At 62.8% G+C, this 17926-nt stretch carries 16 protein-coding genes and 2 pseudogenes; 10 read left to right on the top strand and 8 right to left on the bottom strand.

Annotated features, from left to right (window positions below):
• Positions 1-20: 20 nt before the first annotated feature.
• The 3 genes and pseudogenes from QZ613_RS02590 to QZ613_RS02580 form a co-directional block, all read right to left on the bottom strand.
• On the bottom strand, positions 21-110 hold the full coding sequence (locus QZ613_RS02590) for a hypothetical protein (RefSeq protein WP_291903820.1): 90 nt from the start codon (positions 108-110) through the stop codon (positions 21-23).
• Positions 111-153: 43 nt separating this feature from the next.
• Positions 154-306: pseudogene (locus QZ613_RS02585) on the bottom strand (arsenic metallochaperone ArsD family protein); the annotation flags it as partial.
• Between the two features lie 38 nt (positions 307-344).
• Positions 345-791, bottom strand: a complete 447-nt coding sequence (locus QZ613_RS02580; protein ID WP_291981426.1) for an arsenate reductase ArsC — start codon at positions 789-791, stop codon at positions 345-347.
• 125 nt (positions 792-916) lie between these two features.
• On the opposite strand from QZ613_RS02580, the gene QZ613_RS02575 reads away from it, so the two are divergent.
• The 5 genes and pseudogenes from QZ613_RS02575 (at position 917) to QZ613_RS02555 (ending at position 6424) form a co-directional block, all read left to right on the top strand.
• Complete coding sequence (locus QZ613_RS02575) at positions 917-1927, top strand: ArsJ-associated glyceraldehyde-3-phosphate dehydrogenase (protein ID WP_291981424.1); 1011 nt, start codon at positions 917-919, stop codon at positions 1925-1927.
• 139 nt (positions 1928-2066) lie between these two features.
• Positions 2067-3321, top strand: a pseudogene (arsJ, locus tag QZ613_RS02570) (organoarsenical effux MFS transporter ArsJ).
• Positions 3322-3475: 154 nt separating this feature from the next.
• The gene (locus QZ613_RS02565; protein ID WP_291981422.1) at positions 3476-4042 is read left to right on the top strand and encodes a hypothetical protein; all 567 of its coding nucleotides are present in this window, start codon (positions 3476-3478) and stop codon (positions 4040-4042) included.
• A 97-nt stretch (positions 4043-4139) separates the two neighbouring features.
• Positions 4140-5582 carry a DDE-type integrase/transposase/recombinase gene (locus QZ613_RS02560; RefSeq protein WP_291981420.1) on the top strand — a complete coding sequence of 481 codons (1443 nt, stop codon included), beginning with the start codon at positions 4140-4142 and terminating at the stop codon, positions 5580-5582.
• A complete protein-coding gene (locus QZ613_RS02555) occupies positions 5579-6424 on the top strand; it encodes an ATP-binding protein (RefSeq protein ID WP_291921118.1) in 846 nt (281 codons plus the stop codon). The genes QZ613_RS02560 and QZ613_RS02555 overlap by 4 nt, the downstream gene beginning before the upstream one ends.
• Before the next feature lie 451 nt (positions 6425-6875).
• Here the strand turns inward: QZ613_RS02555 and QZ613_RS02550 are convergent, their stop codons facing one another.
• The 4 genes from QZ613_RS02550 to QZ613_RS02535 form a co-directional block, all read right to left on the bottom strand.
• Positions 6876-7523: a hypothetical protein gene (locus QZ613_RS02550; RefSeq protein ID WP_291981418.1), complete on the bottom strand. Its 648-nt coding sequence runs from the start codon at positions 7521-7523 to the stop codon at positions 6876-6878.
• 139 nt (positions 7524-7662) lie between these two features.
• Positions 7663-7791, bottom strand: coding sequence for a hypothetical protein (locus QZ613_RS02545; RefSeq protein ID WP_291981416.1), 129 nt, complete (start codon positions 7789-7791; stop codon positions 7663-7665).
• A gap of 226 nt (positions 7792-8017) precedes the next feature.
• Complete coding sequence (locus QZ613_RS02540; protein WP_291868279.1) at positions 8018-8947, bottom strand: DUF2157 domain-containing protein; 930 nt, start codon at positions 8945-8947, stop codon at positions 8018-8020.
• A gap of 309 nt (positions 8948-9256) precedes the next feature.
• Positions 9257-9454, bottom strand: a complete 198-nt coding sequence (locus tag QZ613_RS02535; protein WP_291868282.1) for a hypothetical protein — start codon at positions 9452-9454, stop codon at positions 9257-9259.
• A 124-nt stretch (positions 9455-9578) separates the two neighbouring features.
• Here QZ613_RS02535 and QZ613_RS02530 point away from each other — a divergent pair, with 124 nt between their 5' ends.
• The 3 genes from QZ613_RS02530 to QZ613_RS02520 are packed head-to-tail and all read left to right on the top strand — an operon-like array spanning position 9579 to position 11662.
• Positions 9579-9890 carry a hypothetical protein gene (locus QZ613_RS02530; protein WP_043570459.1) on the top strand — a complete coding sequence of 104 codons (312 nt, stop codon included), beginning with the start codon at positions 9579-9581 and terminating at the stop codon, positions 9888-9890.
• Complete coding sequence (gene tnpB / locus QZ613_RS02525) at positions 9890-10249, top strand: IS66 family insertion sequence element accessory protein TnpB (RefSeq protein WP_043570462.1); 360 nt, start codon at positions 9890-9892, stop codon at positions 10247-10249. The genes QZ613_RS02530 and tnpB overlap by 1 nt, the downstream gene beginning before the upstream one ends.
• 51 nt (positions 10250-10300) lie before the next feature.
• A complete protein-coding gene (locus QZ613_RS02520; protein ID WP_043570464.1) occupies positions 10301-11662 on the top strand; it encodes an IS66 family transposase in 1362 nt (453 codons plus the stop codon).
• Positions 11663-12353: 691 nt separating this feature from the next.
• Here the strand turns inward: QZ613_RS02520 and QZ613_RS02515 are convergent.
• Positions 12354-12644, bottom strand: a complete 291-nt coding sequence (locus tag QZ613_RS02515) for a hypothetical protein (protein WP_291981414.1) — start codon at positions 12642-12644, stop codon at positions 12354-12356.
• A 121-nt stretch (positions 12645-12765) separates the two neighbouring features.
• On the opposite strand from QZ613_RS02515, the gene QZ613_RS02510 reads away from it, so the two are divergent.
• The gene (locus QZ613_RS02510; protein WP_291904081.1) at positions 12766-13623 is read left to right on the top strand and encodes a hypothetical protein; all 858 of its coding nucleotides are present in this window, start codon (positions 12766-12768) and stop codon (positions 13621-13623) included.
• Positions 13624-13729: 106 nt separating this feature from the next.
• Positions 13730-14473 carry a hypothetical protein gene (locus QZ613_RS02505; protein WP_291981412.1) on the top strand — a complete coding sequence of 248 codons (744 nt, stop codon included), beginning with the start codon at positions 13730-13732 and terminating at the stop codon, positions 14471-14473.
• Positions 14474-17926: the final 3453 nt, after the last annotated feature.

Raw genomic sequence — 17926 nt, 5'->3', positions numbered from 1 at the left:
TCAGACCCCTGCTGTCGTTTTCAAATGCACTTCACCTGCGTCTCGGCCAGATGTGCGGCAGGGCCGGATGTCGTCAGATGCACAGGGAAGCCGCGCTGTGCAAGCGCCACCGAAATCGCTGCTGCCAGCGTCGTCTTGCCCACGCCTCCCCTGCTGCCGGGCGAGATTGAAGCGCTCGATCTGCACGCCGTTCTGCTTCGCCCAGTCCACGTCGGCCGCGAAGCTTACGAGGGCCTGGTCGATGTCGACGCCACACACGCCTGTGCTGCAGCATAGAGCCGGATCAAAGATCTGGATGTTGGCCATTTCGAGACTCCATCGAAAGTTGAAATATTGGCAAGGAATTAGGGCACCAACTTGCCAATGCGGTCCAGCTCGCGCTGTAGTTGGGCGTGGTCCCCCGCCGACGCGACCAGCGGCAGAGCAAGGAAGGCCTCGATGCGTACACGCAGGATGCGATAAGTGGCCATAAACGCTGCTTCGACGTCTTCTTCGCTTCCGTTTGTACGGCCAGGGTCTTCCACAGCCCAATGGCTTTGTACGACTTGCCCAAGGTATGCGGGGCAGATCTCTCCTGCAGCGCTTGAACAGACCGTAACCACAATGTCTGGAGTAAGCGGCAGGTTTTCCCAAGATTTGCTGTAACAGCCAAGGGTAGAGATTCCCTCGCGGGCGAGCAAGGCGATCGCGCGCGAATTGAGATGGCCAGTCGGTTGGCTCCCCGCGCTCATGGCTTTCCGAGCAGGGGGAATGAGTACGCGACATCCGCGATGGGACGTTGAAAATCCCATTTCCACAGTTCTAATAGTATAGTACTATTTAAGCGTCGCACAAGCTGAAATCGCTTGCCGCGTTCAGGTTTTTGGCTCACTGGCAGGTCTGCCGAGCACCACTCACCCTTTCGGAGGAACGAGAAATGACTATCAAGGTTGGCATCAACGGTTTCGGTCGCATGGGCCGGTTGGCTTTGCGCGCGGCATGGGACTATCCGGAACTCGAGGTCGTCCACATCAACGAAGCCAACGGGCCAGTGGAATCTGCGGCGCACCTGCTCGAATTCGATTCCGTGCAGGGCCGCTGGCGGCGTGACATCTCGGTCAGCAACGGGCATATGCGAGTAGACGGCAAGTCGATCAGCTACAGCAGCGCCAAGGACGTGGCCGGTGGTTCGTGGGGCGAAACTGGTGTGGACATCGTTCTCGAGGCCAGTGGCAAGTGGCGTACGGTCGGGCAACTGTCGCCCTATCTGGCAGCGGGAGTAAAGAAGGTCATTGTCGCCGCGCCGGTCAAGGACGGGGATGTCTTGAACGTCGTCATGGGGGTCAACGACCATCTCTACGATCCGGCGCGCGACCAGATCGTCACCGCCGCCTCGTGCACCACCAATTGCCTGGCACCGGTGGTCAAGGTCGTCCACGAAGCAATCGGCATTACACGCGGGATGATCACCACGATCCACAGCTCCACCAATACGCAGAGCGTGCACGATCAAATGCACAAAGACCTGCGTCGCGCCCGGGCAGCCAGTCTGTCACTGGTACCGACGACCACCGGTTCGGCGACCGCGATCGCACTGATTTTCCCAGAATTGAAGGGCAAACTCGATGGCCATGCGGTGCGCGTACCGCTGCTCAACGCGTCGCTGACTGATTGTGTCTTCGAGATGAAGCGCCCAACGACCGCCGCCGAAGTCAATGCCCTGTTCAAGGCAGCTTCTGAAGGCCCGCTGAAGGGAATCCTGGGCTACGAGGAGCGGCCGCTGGTGTCCATGGACTACCTGGGTGATCCGCGGTCGTCGATTGTTGACGCTGCGCACACGCTGGTGGGCGACGGCACGATGCTCAAGATCTACGCCTGGTACGACAACGAGTGGGGTTACGCCAATCGCTACGTCGAGTTGGCGCGCAAGCTGGCGACTTCGCTCTAGGTAGGCACTTCGTAGCATCGCGCCGGGGTTATTACTGCAGCCAATTTCGCGGACAAGAACCCCGGTGCGCGGGCACCCCTTTGGAGGAAAGCAATGAGCGAACCATCACAAGCCAAGACCAACGCAGTCGCGCGCGGGCCTGCGCAACTACGTCGTGGTGACCGGCGCCTATTGGGCGGACACGGTCACCGATGGCGCCACGCGCATGCTGGTGCTGTTCTATTTCTACAACCTTGGCTACTCGCCTCTTGCCGTCGCCTCGCTGTTCATCTTCTACGAAATCTTCGGCATTCTGACCAATCTCTTCGGTGGCTACATCGGCGCCCGCTTCGGGCTCAAGTCAACGCTGTTCATCGGCCTTGGCACGCAGCTGGTGGCGCTGTCGATGCTCGCCTTCGCACCGCATGCCTGGCTGGTCGTTGCCTGGGTGATGGTCTCGCAGGCCTTGAGCGGGATCGCCAAGGACATGACCAAGATGAGCTCGAAGAGTGCCGTCAAGCTGATCGTCCCGGAGAACGCTTCCGACACGCTATACCGCTGGGTGGCCATTCTGACCGGATCGAAGAATGCGTTGAAGGGCGTCGGCTTCTTCCTTGGCGGCCTGCTCCTGACCCTGTTCGATTTTCAGACCGCGCTCAAGTTGCTCGTCGTGCTGGTGGCGCTGGCCTTGATTCTGGCCGCCACTCTGATGCGCGGCGGCCTCGGCCAGGCCAACAAGAAGGCCAAATTTTCGCAGGTCTTCTCGCACAATGCGTCAGTCAACAAGCTGGCCGCAGCGCGTATCTTCCTCTTTGGCGCCCGCGACGTCTGGTTCGTCGTCGGCCTGCCGGTATTCCTTCGCGGCGTGCTCGGATTGGTCCTTCTGGCAGGCGGGTGGTTTCCTCGCAGTCTGGGTGATCGGCTACGGCATCGTCCAGGCGGCGACTCCGCGGCTGCTGCGTAGCCGGGTCGATGAGCAACACGAACCCGACGGGCGCACCGCGACCATCCTCGCCTTCGTTCTCGCCGCGCTGCCGGCTGGCATCGCCCTGGCGTTGAGTGCGGGTGTGGCGCCAGCGGTGGTCGTGGTTGCCGGCTTGATCGTCTTCGGGGTGGTTTTCGCGCTCAACTCGGCGGTGCACTCCTACCTGATCCTGGCCTATACCGACAGCGACAAGGTGGCGATGAACGTTGGCTTCTATTACATGGCCAATGCCGGCGGCCGTCTGGCCGGCACGGTTCTTTCGGGCGCTCTCTATCAGTGGGGTCTGCAGAGCGGCCCGAGCAACGGTCTGGTCGCCTGCCTGTGGGCTTCCTCAGCGTTCGTTCTTGTTGCTGGCTTGCTTTCACTGCTCTTGCCACGAAATCCCGGCCCGCGTAGTAAGCCGATCAAGCTGGGCGACCTGGGCGACTAGTTCGCCGGAGGGTGAGTACGGTCACAGTTCGTGATGGTGTTTGGTGGTTTTCTGGTCACGCAGCGTGATGGAGAGCAGGTGACCCCCCTCGGGGAACTTGAACAAACGAACCCTTTGGGGGAGTCTCTGGTTACCAAGCCAAGAGACCATTCAAGTGTGCCACGCCCTACTGCAATCACCCAACTTTTTCCGCCTGCTGCTGCGCATTGATGAAGAGCTGGCCAGTCAGACACACGCGGTCGCTTGCAGGTGCGGCGGTGTTCTGCACCGCGCCAACTATCCGCGCAAGCCCCGCGCCTGCCTGAGCGAGGTTCGCAGCGATTACGAATCGCGCTTCAGCTTCTGCTGCAATCTCTGCCGGCGGCGAACGACGTCGATGTCCGTGCGTTTCCTGGGTCGGCGCGTGTATCTCGCGCTGGCGGTGGTGCTGGGGTCTGCCCGGCATGCCGGGCAGACCCCAGCGGCGACACGGCTGTCCGGAACCCTGAACATTCCGCTACTGACCCTGCGACGCTGGCGCCACTGGTGGCAGGGTGAGTTTCCGCAGACCGCGCTCTGGCAAGCCGCTTGCGCCCGCTTCGTGCCCCCTGTGGTCAGCGATCTCTTCCCCGCCAGTCTGCTCGAACGGTTCGCTGGAAACAGCGAAGAGGCATTGACGCGATTCCTGGTTTTCCTGTCGCCCCTCACGATCAGGCCGATCGACTTGCCTGAGGGTCGCTGATCGCCCGCAGAAGATGCTGATAGTCAGCCTGATCGAGGCTTTGTAGCCTTCGTTCCTGGTTAGAGCGCCGGCGGCGCCGCCACACTGGGAGACCTTCTTGAGTTCCGCTATCGATCCGCTGAAACGCGATCGCTGGGCGCGTTTGCGCTTCTCGATCATCGGCCCCTTGCTGGCCGCACCGCCCGCCGCCGGCGAATTGCAGGCCGCCTTGACCCTGCTCACCATCAAGCGCTGGCGACATCCCCTCTCGGGACTCGAAGTGTGTTTCGGCAAGTCGACGCTGGAGCGCTGGTACTACCAGGCACGGCACGCTACCGACCCGGTCGCCACCCTCAGAAACCGACTGCGCGGCAACATCGGCCGTTTCCCCAGCATGAGTCCACGGACCGTCGAGGTGCTGACCACCCAGTACCGCGAACATCCCGGCTGGACCGCACAACTGCACCTCGACAATCTGCGCGTCGCACTGGCGGGCATTGAGTCACCCTTGCCGTCCTACCCCACCGTTCGACGCTACCTCAAGGCTCAGGGCATGTTCCGACAAGCCCATCCCAAGCGCGCCACCGAAGGGGCGTCACTGGCCCGTGACCGCCTCGAACGGCTGGAGGTCCGGAGCTTCGAAGTCGATCAAGTGTCGGCCCTCTGGCACCTCGATTTCCATCACGCCAAACGCAAGGTGCTGACACGTGCGGGGAGCTGGGTCAAGCCGCTGCTGCTCGGGGTGATCGACGACCGCTCGCGGCTCGTCTGCCACTTGCAGTGGTATCTCGACGAAACGGCCGAGAGCCTGGTACACGGACTGTCGCAAGCGTTCATGAAGCGAGGGCTGCCACGTGCCCTGATGACCGACAATGGCGCCGCCATGCTGGCCGATGAAACCGTCTCCGGCCTGGCTTGTCTGGGCATTGTCCATCAGACGACGCTGCCTTATTCCCCTTACCAAAATGCCAAGCAAGAATCCTTCTGGGGCCGTGTCGAAGGGCGGCTGATGGCCATGCTGGAAGGCGAGGACTCGCTGACGCTCGATCTTCTCAATCAGGCGACCCAAGCCTGGGTCGAACAGGAATATCACCGCACGCGCCATGCCGAGATCGAGACAACGCCGCTGACGCGTTATCTTGCCGGCCCGAATGTCCGTCGCGATTGCCCGAAGACGGAAGTGTTATCTGCCGCATTCCGCATCGAAGTGGCGCGCCGGCAACGACGCTCCGATGGCACGGTGAGTCTGGCCGGAGCACGCTTCGAGATTCCCGGCCGTTATCGCCATCTCACCGTGCTTCACCTGCGTTACGCCCGCTGGGATCTGACACGGGTCGATCTGGTCGATCCGCGTAGCGGTGCGCTTCTTTGCCCGGTCAAGCCACTCGACAAGTCGGCCAACGCCGATGGCCAGCGCCGGCGCCTGACGCCGGTGAGCACCGATCTGTCGCCGCTACCGTCGTCGGGCCTGGCGCCCTTGCTCCGCCAGTTGCTCGCTGACTACGCCGCCACCGGCCTGCCGCCCGCGTACTTGCCACCCCTCGACCAGGACCTCGCATGAACCAGAAACTCCTTGCCCTGTATGGGCTGAAGTGGAATCCCTTCTCCCCGGATTTGCCTACGGAGGCGATCTACGTGCCGCCCCGGATCGAGAATTTCTGTTGGCGGATCGAGCAGGCCCAGATCCGCGAGGGGGGCTTTGCAATGATCCATGGCGACCCGGGTACCGGCAAGAGCGTTGCTTTGCGCCTCCTGGCGGAGCGTCTCGCGCGCTTGCCCGATATCACGGTGGGCGCGATCAATCACCCGCAGAGCAACCTCGCCGACTTCTATCGCGAAATGGGCGATATCTTTGCCGTGCCCTTGCGCCCGCATAACCGCTGGGGCGGCTTCAAGGCCTTGCGGGAAGTGTGGTTCGCGCATCTGGAGACGACGCGAAGACGCGCGGTACTGCTGGTCGATGAGGCGCAGGAGATGAGTCCGCCGGTGCTTTGCGAGCTTCGTCTTCTGGCCAGTGCGCGATTCGATTCGCAGCCGCTCTTGTGTGTGGTGCTGGCGGGCGATGCGCGCCTGATCGAGAAGCTGCGGCGCGAGGAACTGATCCCGCTGGGCTCGCGTATTCGCACCCGGCTCGCCACCGAACACGCCAGCAGGGAGGAGTTGCTCGCCTGCCTGAACCATCTGCTTGCCGGCGCCGGTAACGCCAGTCTGATGACCCCGATGCTGCAGCAGACGCTGTGCGATCATGCCGCCGGCAATTACCGCATCCTGACGACGCTGGCTGCGGAACTTCTCGCCGCCGCCGCACAGCGGGAGTTGCCTCAACTCGATGAGAAGCTCTATCTGGAGGTCTTTGCCCAACCCGAGAGGCCGGCGCCACGGCGTGCGGCGGCGGGTCGCTGATTTCGAGACGGACGACGTCCTTCGGCACTTCAAATCCCTCGATGGTGCGCCGATCGCTCAACTCCTGCGTGTTGGTAAATCCCTCGAACTGCGGCCGGAAGGGGGTCACGGGGACCGTGGAATAAATGCGGCACGTTTCATCGCCGCGTTTATGCCGCGAAAGCCCCTTGACGCCCTGCAGGGCGCCAACGCTCACGGCAGTTGACGGGGATGGGGGTTTTACATCCCCGACGGCTGCCTCACGGCGAGTGCGGGGTCTGGGGCAGCGCCCCAGGATCTGGTCGTCTGCACCGCTCTTGCCCGACTCTCATCAATGATCAGGCAGCACTTGATGCGTGGCGCCTATCCGCCGCAACCATCACCGTACGTGAACATCGGAACATCAAATCGGCTGACCGCACTCAAGGGAAGAGCCATGCCCATCGGCGGTGCCACGTCGGAACGTCAGACCCTACTCGGCGAGTGGATGGAACGTCCTGACCATGAGGCGCTTTGGAGTTGTCCCCGTTTGATGGACGCCAGCATTCAGAACCTGCCACTCGCCCCGCCACCGCCAAACTCTCCGCCCTGCCCCTGCACACCAGCCGGTGCTGGCGAACCGGCTGCAGGCGAGAGATGCACCGCGCCCACGACCTGCACGAAATCCACACTGGACGGACTCCTCGATCGCCCGCGACGTGATGCCCTTGCTGCGATGGCGCAGCAGGCGCTCGAGCAGCACCACCACAGCGAGCAAGCACGGACACCTGCCGCAATCAGCTGCCAGTGCATTCGGCCAAGGCATCAATCGATAAGTCGAGTACGCGACACAAGCCAGATTGCCGAGCGTGCCGATCAATGGCGCATGCTGACGGCGCTTTACGCCGACGAAGAGATTCACGACCAGGAAGGCCAGCGCCATGGCCAATGCAACGCCGTGCGTGGCGACCGTGCTGCTCCCGTTGTACTGCACCAGCCAGCCATGGGCGAGCCAGGGCATGGCGATCACGAGCCCGTCGAACATCCTGTCATGCGAGGGACGCCGCCACTTCCTGCCGCCTGCCACCAGCGCGCCGACCGCCAGCAGCACGCAGGCGGCGGCGGCTTCGCGCGTGTACATGCTGCCGCCAAACAGACTCCCATCGATGACCGCGATGGCGAGTGAATACCCTGCTGCGGCCAGCGTGGTGAACAGGGGGTTCAGTAGACGCCACCCGACAAGCAGCACGGCCGTGGCGATGAGCGCAACATCGAGCGCGTTAGTTGTTGCCGGTGCTCCAGACGAGCAGTTCCACGACGATGGCGACCGTTCCGCAGAGATAGAGCGCCTCTTCGACGCCCGAGCGGAACACGCGGCGCTGCGCCACCATCCACTCGGCCACCACCACCAGCAGTCAGACCGCCCACCAGCCACGGTGCAGGCGCATACGACAGCACGCCAGCGAGCATGCCCGTGCCGGCGAGGCCCAGCACAAACCCGAGACAGCGACCGAGCCAGGTGCTGGTCTTCCAGCCGCCACCCTTTGCCCAGCTGCTCGACCGACGCCTGCAGCGCGGGGTAGCGATCCGCCAGCGCCAGCCAGCGCTCCTCCGACACCGTGGGCCGCACGATGATCATGCCCCGGACTCCTTCAGCCTTGCCCGCAGGTTGAGCAGCACCACCACCGCGCCGACTACGGTGAACAGGCCCAGCGCGGATGCCCGCAGCAAATCGCGCACCAACAGCGCTTCCAGCCAGACGAGCCCGATGGTGCTGTAGCCCACCGCGTAGAGCAGGAAGCTCTGGCGACGTTCACGCAGCCCGAAACGCCCGACGGTCGCCGCGAGCCCCAACAGGATCAGTGCGCCGATCCAGCGCGTGGATGCATCTCCGCCGAGTGCCAGCGCGCCCCAGAAGCCGAAATTCGCGGCGAACTGCAGGTAGGCGTCGCGGAAACCACTGGCGGGCCCGGCGTGCTCGGTCAGGTGGTAGCGGCTGCCAAGATAGAACACCAGCGCGCAGAGCAGGCTGCGGGGGCCGGCACCGAACCGCGGATACAGCGGATCGACCACTGTGCCGAAGCGCACCTCGACGCCGATCCAGACCGCGAAGGCCGTCAAAGCAACCGACAACACCAGCCACGAGCGGAAGTAATAGGCGGCGCCGAGATGCCACACGAAAAGCAGCAGCAGGTGGCGCGACCAGCTGGCGCCGAATACATGAAACTGCACTTCGGTATAGCCCACCGCGGTACTGAACAGTAGCGCACCGAGCAGCAGCACGTACTCCTCGCCCAGGGAGCGCTCGCGACGAGCTGCGCTGGCGCGCAGCGCAATCGCGTAGCACAGGGCCGAAGCCACGAAGATGCCGGTGAGCAAGGCCACCGGGCCGATGCGGTCGAGGTTGGCCTTGATCAGCAGGCCGACGCCACCGATCAGCGTGGCGACGGCCACATACAGCGCGACCAGCAGCTCGCGGCGAACGGAGAAGATGGCAAGCTGCTCCAGGCGCAGCGCTTGCGAACGCGCGGCAGTCAGCGCCTCGTCGACCGCGACCGCGCGCACTTCTTCGGAAAGATCCTGCACGAAGGTTACCTGTCCCAATCACTTCGAATCGCCGTTCCGCTCGAAGAACGGCAGCACATGCGAGATGAGGCGCGCGCCCACGGCGGTTGCCGTGGTTGCCCGGATAGACCTCGTACCGGTGCGGCACGGGGTTGCCGTTCCTGTCATTGGGCAGGTCGAAGCAGTAACGAGGATAAGGATAGGAAATCCAACGGCACCGACAAGAGTATATGAACGTTCATCAAGTAGCGTCAATCTCGCATTTGGACCCGGAAGCCACTGAAAAAGAGCATCCAATTCCCACCCGATTCAGGCCTGTGCCCCACGTCCCATCAGATCGACAAACTCTCCACCGCTTTCATTACAGACCTCCTTCATTTCCTCGGCAACGTCATCGATTCCCGCAACACGGTTTCTCTCGATGAAGTTGAAGACCCTGCGCATGATCGCCCAGTCTGGCAGACCACAGCTGAACTCGTGGTGCCGTCTTACGACGAAATGACCCAAGGCTCTTTTACCTTGAGTCCAAACGCTTAGCGCCCGTAACCGGTAACTCCGCGGCGCTCTTCGCAGGCGCGGCGCTGGCGACGACAATTTCCTCATCGACACGCGAGAAGATGAGGAGGTCAAGATGGCGACGAATCAAGAGAGCCGGCGGGCACGGCGTAGCGCGGACGAGTGGCGGCAGGTGCTGTCGCGATTTGTCGGCAGCGGTTTGGCGGTGGAGGCCTTCTGCAATCGCGAAGGCATCAGCGATACCAGCTTCTACCGGTGGCGCAGCCGACTGGGCGCGCCGATGGGCCGATGCGACGCCTTGGTCAACTCGGCGTCGACAGGCTTCGTCGATGTCGGCCCGCTGCAAAGCGAAACCGGGCGGTCGGGACGTATCGAGCTGACCCTGGATCTCGGCGGCGGCCTGCAGCTACACCTGGTGCGCGGCTGATGTTCTTCCCCGAAGGCCAGATCCGGGTACATGTTTATGGCCGCCCCGTCGACCTGCGCAACTCCTTCGACGGCCTGTACGCACTGACGCGCCACGCGCTCGGTCAGGACCCCTTGAGCGGACAGCTGTTTGCCTTCTTCAACCGCCGCGCCACGCAGGTCAAGGTCCTCTACTGGGATCGCACGGGCCTCTGCGTGTGGGCCAAGCGCCTCGAAGCCGGTCGTTTCGTCTCCGACTGGTCGAAAGTGAGCACGCGGGAAACCGACTGGACCGGCCTGAAGCTCCTCCTGGAAGGCATCGAGCCCAAGCGCTTCAAGAAGCGTTACCAGCACCCGAAAAATGGCAAGAAACGGACATAAAATGCATGTTAAACAGCGGCTTGAAGACGACTCCCGCGGTATAATAGCGGCATGAATCCGGCGCTTGCGACCCCTTTCAAAAGCCTCGACGAGGTGGCCGCGCTGACCCCGCAACAGACCGCCGAACTGATCGGCGCCCTGCGCCGTCAGGAGAACACCGAAGCGCTCCTGCGCCAGGAAATCACCGCCCTCAAACAGCAACTCGACTGGTTCAAGCGCCAGCTCTTCGGGCAGAAGAGCGAACGACGCATCGAGACGGGTCCGAATGGCCAGATGAGTTTCGGCGAGTGTCTTCCACCGCCGACGCTACCGGCACCCCCGGGCCAGCAGGTAGCCGCCCACACCCGCAAGCCAGCGACCCGCCGCCAGGACGACGAAGCCGTCCCGTTCTTCGACGAGTCACGCGTGCCGGTCGAGGTCATCGAGCTCGCGGCTCCGGAAGCCGACGGCCTTGCTCCGAAACAGTACGAGGTGATCAGCCACAAGGAAAGCTATCGCCTGGCGCAACGGCCGGGAAGCTACGAACCGATCTACGAGGCCCAGTTCGCCTCGATTCGCGAGTCACGCGTCAAAGCCATGGACGAGACACCGATCAAGGCCGGGCAGGCCGGACCGGGCAAGCTGAAGAAGGCCTACTTCTGGCCGGTCTACGGCGAGCTGGACGAAATCTGTTTCCCGTTCTTCCCGAGCCGGGAGATCAAACACGTCGAGGCGGCGCTGGGACTGACGCCTGCCGAACGAGCGGTCTTGTTGTCGGATGGCTACCACGCCTATGCGCACTATGCGACCAAGACCGGGATCACCCATGCCCAGTGCTGGACGCATACCCGCCGCAACTTCTTCGAGGCACAAACCGTCGAGCCGGAAGCGGCGGGCCAGGCGCTGGAACTGATCGGTGCGCTCTATCAAGTGGAAGAATCCATCCGGGAAGAGAAGCTCTCTGGCGCCGGCAAGCGGGACTATCGCCTGGCGCATGCCAAGCCGGTCGTCGAGCGCTTCTTCGCCTGGATCGGCGAACGCTTCGCGGTCCAGGGGCTGCTCCCCAGCAATCCGCTGACCAAGGCGCTCGCTTACGCGCGCGACCGACGATGCGGGCTGGAGGTGTTCCTCACCGACCCGGACGTGCCGATCGATACCAACCACCTCGAACGTGCTCTGCGCGTGGTCCCGATGGGCCGAAAAAACTGGCTGTTCTGCTGGACCGAGTTGGGGGCAAAGCAGGTCGGGATTATCCACAGCCTGATCGCCACCAGTCGATTGCACCAGATCGACCCGTACGACTACCTGGTCGATGTGCTACAGCGCGTCGGCCGGCATCCGGCCGAGCGTGTCCGGGAGCTCACGCCGCGACTCCGGAAGCAGCTCTTCGCGGCCGATCCGCTTCGCGCGCCTTTGTACCGCCTCGGCACGTAGGGCCTGACGCCGCGTAGTTACCGGTTACCCAGAACTTCCCAAACGGTCGCAACGTCTGAAACAGTCGGGGGTTCTACCGATAATGAACTGCTCAGCGTTCACCTGTACGACCGCGGGGTCTGCGGCCGCGCTTTAGTGCCGAGTCAATCAAAGGCTCTAGCGGGCATTCGAGCGCGCGCTTACAAATGCCGGCATTGCGAAATAGGCTACGCCGCGCACTTGGCGCCCTATCTTCGCGACCGCCGTGCTGCAAATCTGCTACGGCATTCGCACGGTGCAGGAGAGCAGCTACTGGGTCGCTCTACCGTCTCCACCGCCATGATCTACACCCAGGCGACGGCACAGGTGGGCGCCCTCCGATTGACGCTTTGCTGCACAGAAGCACTGACTGCCCCCTATCGGGCGGCGCTCCGAAATGACCGCTTCTGTTAAGGGTTGTCGGATGCCTGCCCTCAGTCTCCAGGTGCGCCCGGCCGTGTCGTCAGTTCAGGGCAGGCATCCGACAACCCTTAACAAAAGCCACCAAATGAGGCCTCCCTCAGGCCTTTCAGACAGTGCTAATCTACCCATCGCTAGGCCGCGCGGTCAACTAAGGAGCCCGACCCAACCTGCGCCATCAAATTCAGGCGCGCACTCGGCCACCTACTTGTGTCGGACCAGAGAGAGCAGAATGGCGTTGGCGAGTAGCCGGTTAATGATGATGCCGATCCCCTGTGAGCCGCGCCGCTCGCAACGGGTGCACGTCCGAAACGCGTTCGGCCACGCGGGGGTTGCCCCGCACGAAAGCGCCCCTTTTTTCGAGCCGCAACCCCGCTTCGATTTTCCGGCCACCTCGCAAATCCACCCACACCGACCTGCTCGTCCGCAGACTTATCTTGGCGCTGCGCTTGCCGTTGCAGAACCTGGTCAGGAACAGCGAAGTGAACGTGGCGCCGTAAAGGTGCCGCCATTCATTGCCAGCCGCAGGCGGCAACTCTTTCATCGCCAGTCCGAGCGCTTGACGTCGTCGTCGGTCTTTCCGGCGCTTCCAAAGAGACCCGGCCGATACGTGTGCTGGAATACTGATTTGCGAAGACAATAGGCCTTCCAAAGGACGAAGATCGATGCCCGAAACCCCTGAACAGGCGACCGAACGCTACCTTCGCAGCGGCGAGCACGATGCCCACTTCCGCGCCTGGCCGGGGAACGACTTCCTCGCCCGCATCCACGGCGGCGACGCCGCGCTGCGCTCGGCACTGATCTCCGCGGTCCATAGCCGTACCGTGCACATCGCATTCCCTGAAACAGTCGCCAACATCGACGTCGTTGCCTTCACACGCGGAAAAGTGGCACCGATGGTACGTGGACTGTTCCCGGCCTCCGAACAGGCGTCGGTCCTCGATCTGCTCGAACGCTCGGTCATTCTTCTCACCCCGGCCACAATCGACGCGCAGCTGCAAAACACACAATTGCTGGCCACCGCCTGGGATCTGGCGAACCTTTATCTCGGGGGACTGGGCGCGGACCTGCTTGCTGAGGGCGCTCCCGGCCTGCTGGGCCTGAGCGAGGAGACGAGCTGCTATCTGTCGGCAGCCTCTTTCGACGCGCCTGGTCGCTTCGAAGACTTCCTTGTGCACGAAGCGGCGCACATCTTGCACAACTGCAAGCGCGAGACGATCGGGCTACGGGAGACTCGGACGCGTGAGTGGCTGCTGGAGATCGATTACGGCAAGCGCGAGACTTTCGCCTACGCCTGCGAAGCCTACAGCCGCCTGCACTCGCTTGGCGACAGCCCGCGGGGTAGGCAAGAGCTGCTCGCAGAACACGAGCGGGGATCGATGCCGCCCGATGAACGCGTCGATGCGTTGGAGTACGTGGACATTCTGCGCGAGGCCGTTGCCGCCCGAAACGGCTGGAAACGGATCCTCCAGCGCTGTTCGCCTCCGCGCGCGGCGCGACGCCCTGGGCCGAGGGCAGTGTAATGCGAGTGATCAGGGAACCCGCGTGCCCTCCTCTACTGCAGGTGGCAACTTCAGTATGACCCACCGCATCACCCATCTGGAGAGGCTGCGAAAGGAACTGCGAGCAATGCGCCGTGGCGATCTGCTGATCATCGCCGAACGCGCGATAGAACTCGTGCCAAAAGCGACGTTGAAGGCCCTCGTGGGCGACTACGTGCACGTGGACGACTTGGCAGAAGCGAGCGCAACACCAAACGCCTTTCTCGACGAAGTGCAGACGTTCCACATCGATAGTCTGGCCGGTCGCTACTTCGAAGACTTCGCGGTGAATTCCAGCAACTGCACGGACATTCCGGGGGCATCGGATGCCTTCATCGCCGAGTTCAAGCGTCTCCTGCTCGCTGGATGCATCAGTGCCGCGGACAGCGGACAATACGAAGTCGCCCGCCAGGCGTTCGAGCTCCTTTTCGGGCTGCTTCGGCATATCGACGAGTGCCACGATGACGTGCTCTTCTTCGCCGACGAGGGCGGCTCCTGGCAACTTGGCATCGACTGGCACAGCGCGTTCGCCGCCTACTTTTCGGTGCCTGGCCACGAGACCGCTCACGGCCGCGGATTTCGCGACCAATGTCGACCAGACGATCGAAGACTTCGCCCGAACATGAGCGACCACAGCAACCTGCGTAGCGCACACTCGGTGGCGAACGCGGCGCAGCGAGCGACGCTCGAACCGTTGGAACCGGCGTGTCGACTGACCGCCAGCGTCGCTGAACACGGCTCTTGGGCAAGACGCTGCCTCCGGCCACCGTTGGCGACCGCACCCGACTCAAGGTTGCTTCTTCCCGGCCAGCGGGTCCTGAACATGCCCTGACCGGGATCATCCCCGCTCGGGCCCTCGACCACCCATACCGCCGCTTTCTCGACCTCATTGGTAAGCGCCGCCCCGTCATTGTGGTCTCGCGTTACAGACGCGGTCGTCGAGAATTACCGCATGGGGGTTGCGTGGTCTGATCGCAGGGCCTGTCCTTGTACCGACGCCACTCGCTCGCTCGGCAGGATGAGCTCAAGTGTGGCGCGGCGCACTGTGCTCGCGCACCCAGCGCGCGACACGCTTCGTCGATCGGCCAGAATGCGACAGCGCGGGGCAAAAAACGGCGCCTCATCGATTTGACCAAGGCCGCAAAAAAACGGCGAAGAACGGGTCCAGAGTGGGACAATCGGGGCGTGGCTCGGCCCCACCAGGCGGCGGCGGCCGTTGGCAGCGCGAGAAAAAAATAGAAAACAGTCCCACCGGCCAGACAAAGCGACAGCGCTTTGTTGCCAGTCCCGACGAAGGGGGTGGTTTTCGCGCCAGGGGACCGAAACGCGTTAGGGCGGCAACCAGGTCGCCACATTTCCGGGTTGGCCATAGAGCAACAACGGGGATTCATTGGGCGGACAGCGAGAGCGGAGGTCGAGGCAGGGCCTTTCTCACGCAGCCGCTGGGCGCCGCCATTGCTCGGCCCAGCTATCGTCGTGCGCAAAACAATTCGGAGCGTGCCGCCGTCGAAAGCCAGCGCCAGCTCACTGGCGAGATGGTGGAAAGGTGGTCGCGGGACCGTGCATTGAAAAAACTTCGCGCCCGATCTCGAGTTTGCTGGGGGTTTTTTTTTTTTTTTTTTTTTCAAAGATCAGGGGTCGTAGGGCGTCAGGCAGCCCCACGCCATTCGCCCGCCGTCGGTTTCACGAATAAACGTATCGCCACTTTTCTTGGCCCCTGGGCAGAATTTTGGAGGCCAAGCCGAGTAAGCTTGCGGGTTGTCATGGAACTCCACAGGGTTCAATGTTATAACATCCGTTATAACCACACCGCGGATCCGGGCAAGGTGCGCGAATTTCGGGAATCAATGCTTCTGCTTCTGTCCCGTCCAGCGTATCCCAACATACTGGCCGGGACATTCCCCGCTCAGCCCCCTCGACCACCCCGTTCCTGCCGCTTTCCCGCGCCGACAAATGCGCGCCTTGCCGACCGGCGACACCGGCTTCAGCCGGCGACAACAGCTTCTATGCTTGCTGAAATACTGTGCCGGTGTCGCGTTTTATGCTGCGTCCCTGCGCTCGCTGCCTCCTTGCGGTCCGTATCGCATACGCTGTCGTCTGGAACAACGCATCGAAGTCATGCGCCGGCTATTTCTGTATCACTCGGGCGCCCCGGCCGAGACCCTCGCGCACGCCGACCTGACCGTCACCCTGACCCAGGTAGCACGGGCGCCAGCTCTGCCCGACCGAAACCGGCACAGGGAACGCTGCTGCGAATCGCGTTCGTGCCGGGCGGCCGAACCGCATTGCCCCCGGGACATGACCGGCCATCCGCCGAGCATCGGTCGTAGGTTCTGCGCTGGGGATTCGGCAAGTAGGGACGCAGCTTGACGGTGTTCGCCCATGCTTCCTGGAACGGTCTCGTAATTGAAATCAGGCTTGGGCAGCAAGAATAATCCTGATGAAGTGATCCTGGAAGCTGCAGATTAGAGTCCAGCTGGCCGATGTTTGCGGAATACAGCTCCACATCGCCCGATGCCATTCCGTTATCGTAATGGGCCGGCTGGAAGGCTCGCGCGATTGGACTCGCGCGTGATCCCGTGATGCACGCATCCCCTCGCTGCCCGAAGTCCTGACGTCGTCGGTGTTTCGATAGTTGCAGCTACCCCAGCCGTTGTCGAGGCACGCTGCCGACCTTTTTTCCGAAGCTCGATTTCACTGGCGAATCGTGGCGTCGGCAGACAGAGTTGCGCAGCTTGGGGCGGCGAGCTCCACCCCCGCGAAGCCCGGCGATATCGAGGAGATTCGGCGTATTCATGCCATCGAGGCGCCGATCATCATTCCATCGCCACTTTTTCGACTCGACGCGAGCTTTCTTGGCCAACAGATCGACCTGGCGGGCTGTGCAGTAGCCTCGGGTGAGACTAGAGCCATGCCGTGGGCGTAGCCTGGCATCGATGCGGCCATGGCTGTGGCTGCGCTCGAACCGGCCTCCTGTTTGAGCGCCCCGTGAGCGCACTCTCGCATACGCGGCGGCAGTGTTGCCGGGTTCGCTTGCTGCGGAACGCTCGTAATCTCCTTCGCCGCGGCACCCAGGGAATAGTTGAAGGCGCAATGTCGGCGGCGAACCATGCAGTTTTCCCTGCCGGGACGACCAAAGCCGCCGCCAGAAAAGTGTGTAGTAGGAACCCCCCCGCGCGTCCTGATAGTTGGTCATCCCTGCCGAAGGCTCGGGTTAATGTTCCACCGTCAGTCCCTTGTGCGTATCGTGACGGACATTGTTGAGCGAGGCCGTGGCCATCGCATGTGCCCGATGGCCCAGAGCGCCTGGCGATTTTGTCTCGGGGTAGCGCGGCGGGGCCACCACAGCCGGCGGACAGCCTGCAGGCCGACTCGCCGCCCTTGACGCTGGCCGCCGAATGGCCGGGATCGAAGTCACCAGCATCCCGGCGATCGCCACTGGTCGATGATGAGCGCGGTATTCAGGAAACTCATCTGCTCGATCGCCAGGCCGCGACCGGGCTACCCTTGGTGTAGCTGGTCTGCGCGGAATACATGGTGATGATGAAGTTCATCACCGCGTCAAGGCGGCGCCCAGAGAGGAATCCAGACAGGCTCGTGGAGTAGGAATTGAGGATGGCCCCGGCCCTTGGTGACGCTGATCACCCACGAAGAGCAGGAAGGACCGGGAAGATAGTCACTGAACGAGTTTCGATGGCATTCGTACCTTGGGCATCAGTTCGATTCGGCGATGCGAGCCATCAGCTTGTACGAGTACGTGGTCGAGCGCAGCACGATGAGACATCGCCAGGTTGGTCATGCGCGCTGGCGGCATCCCCAGCTGCGCGGGCAGCAGGTACTGCGCGTCGAATCAGAAAGGTGGCGACGATCGCCGGCTTGACCGTGTCCGTGCCGACCCGCGGCAAGGCCAGAGATGGGGCGAGAGTCGCCAGCGAGCGACGATCGCCGCGCCGGCGTCGGCCTGGTATCTCGGTGAGACGCGAACCGAGCAAGCGTAAGCTGGCCGGGTGACTCGGCGGTGAGATGCGTGCTGAAGCTCTGATAGGCGACATCGCAACGATTGGTGTTCAGAAGACATGATCGCTGATGTCGCGCACGGTAACCAATCGCAGCCGGGAGTGTCTGCCGTTCAGGCTGGCCCAGACGTTAGTGACCTCGGGATAGTCTTACTTCTGAGGATGTAGCGGTCCCACATCAGGGGGACACACACTCGCGGTAGAACTCCAAAGAGCGTGCTGGTCGTATCGGATTTCGTCTTCACGGCAGTCGCTCGGCCAACACCCGT

Origin of the sequence: Candidatus Accumulibacter sp. ACC005 (genome assembly GCF_907163215.1) — a bacterium.
Classification (GTDB): domain Bacteria; phylum Pseudomonadota; class Gammaproteobacteria; order Burkholderiales; family Rhodocyclaceae; genus Accumulibacter; species Accumulibacter regalis.
Note: the sequence above shows the minus strand (reverse complement) of the source record. Positions and strands in the feature narration are given on the sequence as shown.

Coding starts and splice junctions, on each gene's coding strand:
- QZ613_RS02580 (WP_291981426.1), bottom strand. CDS start 791: ATGGGATTTTCAACGTCCCATCGCGGATGTCGCGTACTCATTCCCCCT.
- QZ613_RS02575 (WP_291981424.1), top strand. CDS start 917: ATGACTATCAAGGTTGGCATCAACGGTTTCGGTCGCATGGGCCGGTTG.
- QZ613_RS02555 (WP_291921118.1), top strand. CDS start 5,579: ATGAACCAGAAACTCCTTGCCCTGTATGGGCTGAAGTGGAATCCCTTC.
- QZ613_RS02550 (WP_291981418.1), bottom strand. CDS start 7,523: ATGTACACGCGCGAAGCCGCCGCCGCCTGCGTGCTGCTGGCGGTCGGC.
- QZ613_RS02530 (WP_043570459.1), top strand. CDS start 9,579: ATGGCGACGAATCAAGAGAGCCGGCGGGCACGGCGTAGCGCGGACGAG.
- tnpB (WP_043570462.1), top strand. CDS start 9,890: ATGTTCTTCCCCGAAGGCCAGATCCGGGTACATGTTTATGGCCGCCCC.
- QZ613_RS02520 (WP_043570464.1), top strand. CDS start 10,301: ATGAATCCGGCGCTTGCGACCCCTTTCAAAAGCCTCGACGAGGTGGCC.
- QZ613_RS02515 (WP_291981414.1), bottom strand. CDS start 12,644: ATGAAAGAGTTGCCGCCTGCGGCTGGCAATGAATGGCGGCACCTTTAC.
- QZ613_RS02510 (WP_291904081.1), top strand. CDS start 12,766: ATGCCCGAAACCCCTGAACAGGCGACCGAACGCTACCTTCGCAGCGGC.
- QZ613_RS02505 (WP_291981412.1), top strand. CDS start 13,730: ATGCGCCGTGGCGATCTGCTGATCATCGCCGAACGCGCGATAGAACTC.